This is a genomic window from Rhodococcus sp. P4_F5, from assembly GCF_056401315.1.
Genome location: NZ_JBFUJP010000123.1, coordinates 1 through 7,377 on the forward strand (window position 1 = coordinate 1; position 7,377 = coordinate 7,377).

6 protein-coding genes are annotated in these 7,377 nt (G+C 67.4%); 2 read left to right on the plus strand and 4 right to left on the minus strand.

What is annotated here, in order from left to right:
• The coding region (locus AC1DU4_RS25820; protein ID WP_477844747.1) for an aldehyde dehydrogenase family protein at nucleotides 1–1,151 on the minus strand (1,151 nt) is incomplete at its 3' end.
• Nucleotides 1,148–2,524 carry an MFS transporter gene (locus AC1DU4_RS25825; RefSeq protein ID WP_477844749.1) on the minus strand — a complete coding sequence of 459 codons (1,377 nt, stop codon included), beginning with the start codon at nucleotides 2,522–2,524 and terminating at the stop codon, nucleotides 1,148–1,150. The genes AC1DU4_RS25820 and AC1DU4_RS25825, both read right to left, overlap by 4 nt.
• Before the next feature lie 375 nt (nucleotides 2,525–2,899).
• Here AC1DU4_RS25825 and AC1DU4_RS25830 point away from each other — a divergent pair, with 375 nt between their 5' ends.
• Nucleotides 2,900–3,784: an SGNH/GDSL hydrolase family protein gene (locus AC1DU4_RS25830; RefSeq protein ID WP_477844751.1), complete on the plus strand. Its 885-nt coding sequence runs from the start codon at nucleotides 2,900–2,902 to the stop codon at nucleotides 3,782–3,784.
• 125 nt (nucleotides 3,785–3,909) lie between these two features.
• On the plus strand, nucleotides 3,910–5,406 hold the full coding sequence (locus AC1DU4_RS25835) for an endoglycoceramidase I (protein WP_477844753.1): 1,497 nt from the start codon (nucleotides 3,910–3,912) through the stop codon (nucleotides 5,404–5,406).
• Between the two features lie 284 nt (nucleotides 5,407–5,690).
• Here AC1DU4_RS25835 and AC1DU4_RS25840 read toward each other — a convergent pair whose 3' ends face one another.
• Entirely contained in the window at nucleotides 5,691–6,347 is a 657-nt protein-coding gene (locus AC1DU4_RS25840; RefSeq protein WP_477844755.1) for a TetR/AcrR family transcriptional regulator, read from the minus strand.
• Nucleotides 6,348–6,496: 149 nt separating this feature from the next.
• Nucleotides 6,497–7,377: phosphotransferase (locus tag AC1DU4_RS25845; protein WP_477844757.1), on the minus strand; the 881-nt coding region annotated here is incomplete at its 5' end.

Sequence of the window (7,377 nt, forward strand, 5' to 3'; positions counted from 1 at the left end):
CCGTCGATCACCGTCGGCAGGTAGTACGCCCCGTCGCGCAGCCGGTCGTCGTCGGGAATTCCTCCGCCACAGAGGATTCGACCACCCTCGGCGCGGGCGAGGTCGACGTAGCGGGCGACGGAATCGCGGTGCTCGGCGTGCACCATCGGCGCCACCTGGGTGCCCGGTTCGCGGCCGGGCCCGACCCGCAGCCGGGTGGTCTTCTCGACCAGCCGGGCAAGGAAGTCGTCGTAGATCCGCCGGTCCACGAACAGTCGGGAGCCGGCGATACAGCTCTGCCCGGTGGAGGAGAAGATCCCGTGCATGATCCCGTTGACCGCCTGCTCGACGTCGGCGTCGGCGAGCACGATGGTCGGCGACTTGCCGCCGAGCTCGAGCGAGACCGGCATCAGCTTCTCGGCCGCGGCGTGCGCAACCATCCGGCCGGTCCGGGTGCCGCCGGTGAACGTCACCTTCCCGACGCCGGGGTGGTTGACGATCGCGTCACCGATCACCGACCCCCGGCCCGGCAGCACCGAGAGCAGGCCGCTCGGCAGCCCGGTCTCGTCGATGATCCGCGCCAACGCCAGCGAGACCAGCGGCGTCCACTCGGCCGGCTTGAGCACCACCGCGTTGCCCGCGGCCAGGGCAGGCGCGATCTTCTGCGCGTCGCTGGCGACCGGGGAGTTCCACGGCGCGATCGCCCCGATGACGCCGATCGGCTCGCGCACGCTCATCGTCAGGTAGTTGCCGCGCTGGGTGGTCAGGTCCTCGTCGGCGGTCTCGAGCACCGCGGCGAAGTACCGGAACGTTCCTGCCGCGCTGGAGACCAGGCCCCGCGTCTCGGCGAGCGTCTTGCCGGTGTTGTAACTCTGCAGCAGAGCCAGCCCCTCGGCGCTCCGGTCGATCGCGTCGGCGATGCGGTGCAGGTAGCGGGCCCGCTCGTGCGGGAACAGGTCGCGCCAGGCGGGGTCGGCCACCGCCGCGGCGCCGAGGGCGACGGCGGTGTCGACGTCCTCCGTGGTGGCCTGCGTTACGACCTGAAGGACCGCGCCGGTGCAGGGGTCGATCACCTCGCCCCCCGGGCCGGTGCCGCGCTTCCAGTAGCCGCCGATCAGGATCTCGTCCGGGACGGACTCGAATCCGGCGGTCGTCTCGCGTGACCGGCTCACTGGGAGATCTCCTCGAGCGTCTTCTCCTTGGTCTCCACCGCGAACGCCGCGACCACGGCGGCGCCGACCAGTGCGACGACCCCGAACATGGCGAACAGCACGGTCAGCGAGCTGCCCCTGTCGAGGACGAAGCCGACCACCAGCGGTCCGATGACGATCCCGAGCCGGCCGGCGGCCCCGCCGAACGCGCAGCCGAGGGCGCGCATCCGGGTCGGGTACAGCTCGGCGGTGTAGACGTACAGGGCCATGTTGACGGCGAACACGAACAGCGCGGATCCGGCGGACCAGAACAGCACCTTTGTCGCCGAGTCGGTGCCGGTCGCGGCGAGCATGAACAGCATCGTGCTGCACAGGACCATCGACACCGAGATGCAGATCCGGCGACCGAGGTTGTCGATCAGCAGGGCCACGAGGACACAGCCGACGAGGCCGGCGACCGAGGTGACGATGCTGTAGTGCAGGGCGGTGTCCACGCTGAGGTGGAACACCTTGCTGTAGAGGGTGGGCAACCAGGCGGCGATGCCGTAGTTGACGAAGTACGCGGTCAGCCAGATCGACGCGAGCATCAGCGTCCGCCGCCGGTAGACGCCCTGGAACAGCTCCTTGAACTTGGCCCGCTTGATCTGCACCGGTGCGGCCGCGAGCGGTACCGGCTCCGGGAGCGCCTTTCCGTACTTCGTGGTGATCTCGTCCTCGATCACGGTCATCGCGCGCTCAGCGTCGTCCATGCGGCCGCGGGAGGCGAGCCAGCGGGGTGATTCGGGGAGCCTGCGCAGCAGCGGCAGCAAGAGCAGCGGCAGGGCGCCGAGCGCAAACAGCACCTTGTAACCGAAGTTCGGAACCACCCAGGCGGAGACGACCGCCGAGGCGACCAGGCCGATCGGGAAGATCACCTCGTACATCAGCACGAACCGGCCGCGCTTGTGGGCCTTGGTGATCTCTCCGATGTAGCTGGCCGCGACCGGGACCTCGGCGCCGAGCCCGATGCCCTGGATGAATCTGAAGACGAGGAACAGCTCGAGGCTGTCGGTGAAGGCCATGCCCAGGCTCATCACCGCGTACAGGGCGAGCGAGCCCATGATCACGTTGAGGCGGCCCACCCGATCTGCCAACCAGCCGCCGCCGAGCGCACCGAGCAGCATGCCGATGCCGCCGATCGCGATCACCCAGGCGATGCCCGTRCCCGACAGCCCCCACTTGGGCGCCAGTTGCGGCAAGGAGTACGCGATCATCAGCTGATCGAAGCCGTCGAAGAAGGTGACGGCGCCGACGATCACGCGCGCTTTGACGTGCCACCGGCTCATCGGCAAGCGCTCGAGTCGAGCACTGATCATCTCGGCCGTGCCGGCCGTGAGGGGCGAAACCATGGTCATGGGGTTCCTCTGACGGGTCGATGACATTTATCTAAGCGCTTAACCACTTAGGGCTTAGATGTAATCTGACCCACATGGGATACGTCAAGGGTTGACTTCATAGAGTACGCGGTGATAAAGCATGGCCGCCGTCTTTGCGACACCTCCTTCACGCGCGGCGGAGGAACTACGCCCACCGCAGCCCGCCGGCGAGTCCATCCCATTCGTGCTGCTACTGGTTGGCCACCCCCTCCGACCAACGACCCATTCCCCTCCGGCGCGCCGTCCGGTAGCCTCGGCCAACGTCAGGGCGAAAATGCCGTTTTCGGTCTGACGTGACGCCACGACGTGAGCGGTCGTGCGACCGCCGATGCCACACAACAAAGGGAGAACATCATGGGGTTGAAGGCTGGAGTCAGGCGGTTCGTCGCGACACTGGGAGCACTGGTCGCCGTCATTGGGGTCACGTCGGGCGGGTCCGCATCGGCATCCACACCGGCCGATCCCCAGCCAAGTCTCGAGTACGTCAATCTCGGCGACAGCTTCAGCGCCGGATCAGGCATCTTCCCGATCGCACCCGGCCAAGAGCCCAAGTGCTTCCAGTCCGAGCAGAACTTCTCACACATCGTGGCCGCGCAGCTCGGCTACCAGCTCACCGACGTGAGCTGCGGCGGCGCCGATACGGACGCCTTCTACCGCGCCCAGCACCAGGGCATGCGACCGCAGCTCGAGGCGCTCACGCCGACGACCGAACTGGTCACCCTGATGATCGGCGGCAACAACAACGACACCTTCTCCGGCGCGATGGCCACCTGCATCCGCGCAACGGCGACGCACCCCGGCGCGGTCGACCCCTGCAAGACGCAGAACGGGACCAGCCTGACCGATCCGATCGTCAACCAGACCTACCCCGCGCTGGTCACCGCGCTGCGYGACATCCATGCCAAGGCACCGCGCGCCCGTGTCGTCATCGCCGGCTACCCGTGGGTGCTACCCGCCAGCGGCGGTTGCTTTCCCCAGATGCCGGTGGCCGAGGGCGACGTCCGCTACCTGCGCGAGATGCAGGCCATGCTCAACGACGCCGTCAAGCGCGCGGCCGCGGAAACCGACTCGACCTTCGTCGACATGGCACAGGCGTCCGAGGGCCGCGACGCCTGCAAGCCGGTCGGGCAGCGACTGGTAGAGCCGCTGATCGGATCCACACATCCGATTCCGGTTCACCCGAACGCCGACGGTGAGCGCGTACTCGCGGATCAGGTCATGGCGGCGATCGGGCAGTAGTCCGGCCCGGCCAACAGTTCGCCGACGCGCCCAGCTCCCTCGGGTCGGCGAACCAGGGCGCAAGGCGCCTTGCGCCCATCAGTTAAACAAGCGTCCAATTGTTTTTTGAATTCCAAAGGAATGTCATGCGCAGATTGCTCGCGACAAGCATCGCGGTGCTCGGAACACTGTTCGCATCCACGCCGGCGGTGGCCGGCGCCGACGAAGCACCGACGACACCGGTGAGCCAGGTCCGCGTCGAGGGCCGGTCCCTCGTCGACGGGCACGGGCGCACGCTCCTGCTGCACGGGGTCAACAACGTCGACAAGGAAGCGCCGCACGTCACCCCCGGGGACGGACTGACGCTCACCGCCGCCGACGCCGATCTGCTCGCCCGGCACGGGTTCAACACCGTTCGCCTTGGCGTGTCCTTCGCGGGCTTGATGCCCGAGCGGGGCCGGATCGACCCTGCATACCTCGATCGGATCGCCGACACGGTCGACGTCCTCGGCGCCCGCGGTATCTACGTCCTACTGGACAACCACCAGGACGGACTGAGCCCGGCCTGGGGCGGAAACGGATTCCCGGAGTGGTCCATCAAGGCGCGACCCCTCCCCGGCGAACCGAACCCGGGATTCCCGATGAACTACCTGATGCCGAGCATGAACATCGGCTGGGATGAGGTCTGGTCCAACAAGAACGGGGTACTCGACCACCTCGGCACCGCGCTGGCGACGCTGGCGACGAAGGTCGAGGGGAATCCGGCGGTGCTCGGCATCGAGCTGATGAACGAGCCCTGGCCGGGTTCGCCCTTCGTGACCTGCTTCCCGAACGGCTGCCCAGAGTTCGACGGGAAGTACCAGGCCGCGATGCAGAAGCTGACCGACCACATCCGCGGCGCGAGCGCGACGGTCCCCGTGTACTGGGAACCCAACGTGACCTGGAACCAGGGCATGCCGAGCAACCTCGGGAACCCCCCGAGGACCCCGGCGATCACCGACCCGAACATCGCCTTCTCGGTGCACGACTACTGCATTCCCAGCCAGATGAGCATCTACGGCGGGGTGCCTGACAAGGTCAAGCTGCTCTGCCCGGCCCAGCACGAGTTGACCTGGGCCCACATCGATTCGCTGACCTCCCGCACCAACCGACCGGCCCTGGTGACCGAGTTCGGCGACGTCGACCCGGACACCCTGGAAGCCACCACGTCTCGCGCCGACGAACGCTTCGTCGGCTGGCACTACTGGCACTACTCGTCGATCTTCGGCCCCGGCGGCGGCGCGGATCCGTTCCACGGGAAGGTCGGCGATCAGCTGGTGCGCACCTACCCGCAGGCCACCGCCGGCACCCCCGGCACTCTGAAGTTCAACCCGGAAGGCGGCGACTTCAAGTACTCATACACCCCGCGGCCGTCGAGCAGGCCGACCGAGATCTACGTCTCCGACTGGCACTACCCCGCCGGCTACGTCACCGAGGTCATCGGCGGCCACACGACCTCCCCCGCGGGCGCCCGTACGGTCACCGTCGAGGCAGACGGCACGGGCACGGTCACCGTCAAGATCCACCGGCCCGACTCGGACGGCAACAACCTGCCCGGCGCGGCCGGTTCCGCCGCGGGCTCGGCAGGCAGCTCGGGTTCCTGACCGCCCGGTTCCCCACCGCTGAACGCAGGAAGGCCCCGGACCGTGTGGTTCGGGGCCTTCCCGCGTGCCAGCCGAAACCTGCTCGGAACCGAGGGCCGGGGATTCCGTCACCTGATGGGGAACCTGCCGCTCGAGCGGATCTCCATCGTCGTAACTGCAAACACCCGCTGCCCTCGCTGCCTACACGTGGACCAAGAACTACGCGTTCGAGCGAGTCAAGTGCCCAGCGCCTCCTGACCACAACGATCCCGAGACGTGGACGACGGTCGGCGACGTCGGCTACCTCACGACGAAGGGTCACCCGGAGGGTGGGTGTCCCCGGGGGCGGACTCGGCATCGCCGAGGTCCAGACCGAGCGCACCGATACACATCTGATCCAGAGTGTCGAGCAGGCTCCCCTCGTCCGCCTCGTCACCCTGGACAAGCCACAGGTACAGGCTGTGGTCGACCATCGCGGCCATGGCACGAGCAGCCATCACCGGATCGAGGGACGCTCGGACGTCGCCCTGCTCCTGCCAGCGAGCGATGGCACGGGCTGTCCTATCGATCAGCCCTCGACGATGCTCCTGGCGAAGTTCGCGAAATTCATTGTTGAACGTCGCGACCTGCTCGACGATGGCCATCAGCTTCGCGTTGCGCCGGTACGCCTGGTAGTACGACCGGTTCGTCGCAATCAGCCTGGCGGCCGGCGACAGGTCGGGGTCGAGAGGTTCACGGCGGTGCACATCGTCGAACAGCCGGGTGCTCAACTCCTTGAACACATCTTCTTTCGACTCGAAGTACCGGTAGAAGGTCCCGTAGGAGACAGACGCTTCCTGCGCTATCAGCTCAACGCGGGTGTCGAGAAACCCGACCTCCTCGAAGACCTTGCGCGCCGCATCGAGCAAGCTGTCCCGCGTCTTTCGGCCCCGCGCGGTCAGGGCGTCGACGGGCGGCGGCACGGAGGGCGTACTGGCAGATGACTTGCTCACTCTCCCGAGTCTCCAACAACATGACATGACTGTCAAGTCATGTCATGTTGTGACCCTCACAGCACTCAACCCCTCCAGCGTAGACACGTCTCGCGGGAGGGGTTGAGTTTGGTGTGAACTCAGTTTTGTGAGGGGCGGAGCAGGTGACGGGGGTTCGCCACCCGCAGCCGGGCGAGCACCGCGGTCGAGATCGGCCGACGGACGGCGACGTCCGCGTACGAGAGGGCGCCCATGCGAATTCGATCGGCAAGATCGGCTTCGGAGGTGCAATCGAGGGCCGCGAGCAAGTCCGCCAACTCGCCCGCGCAGTCTCCGGCGCTGAGCTCCCGTCCGGCTGTACCGAGCAGGTTGACGCAGATCCGCAGCAGGTACCGTTCCCGTTCGTGCGCCCCGTCGAGCACGGGGGCGACATCGTCGAGAAGAGTGCCGGTGACGAGGTCGAGGATCTCCGACAGGCTCGGACGGTCGTGCAGCGATGGCGCCGTCACGTCCGGTAGCGGCTCGACGTCGTCGAGCAGACCGAGGATCAGGAGCAGGTCGTACTCGGACTCACACACTCGCCGTCCGATCGCGGCCAGCTCGATCGAGTTCTCGGCGCCGCCGAGGTGCCGCTGCGACTGGAACTGACTCAGCACCAACCACCGCAGCGTGCCGTAGGCCTCCCACCAGTGCAGTTCGGCGTCCGACGGCCGGATGCCCGTGGCGCGTTCATAACCGTCGAGCAACTGTTGCCGGGTACCGATCCCGGCAACCGGCGGATGTGCGCCGAAACGCCACGCACGCACGCAGAGCCAGCCGAGGTCCTCGATCGGATCACCCAGGTGGGCGAGTTCCCAGTCCAGCACCCCGCGAATTCCGGCGCCGTCGACGAGCACATTGCCGAGCCGGAAGTCGCCGTGCACCAACGCGTCTGGACGCTTGGCGGGCCGGTTCTCCCGAAGCCATCGAAGTCCGACCTCGACAGCGGGACGGGGTTGGTCCAGGTCCCGGTACACGGCCT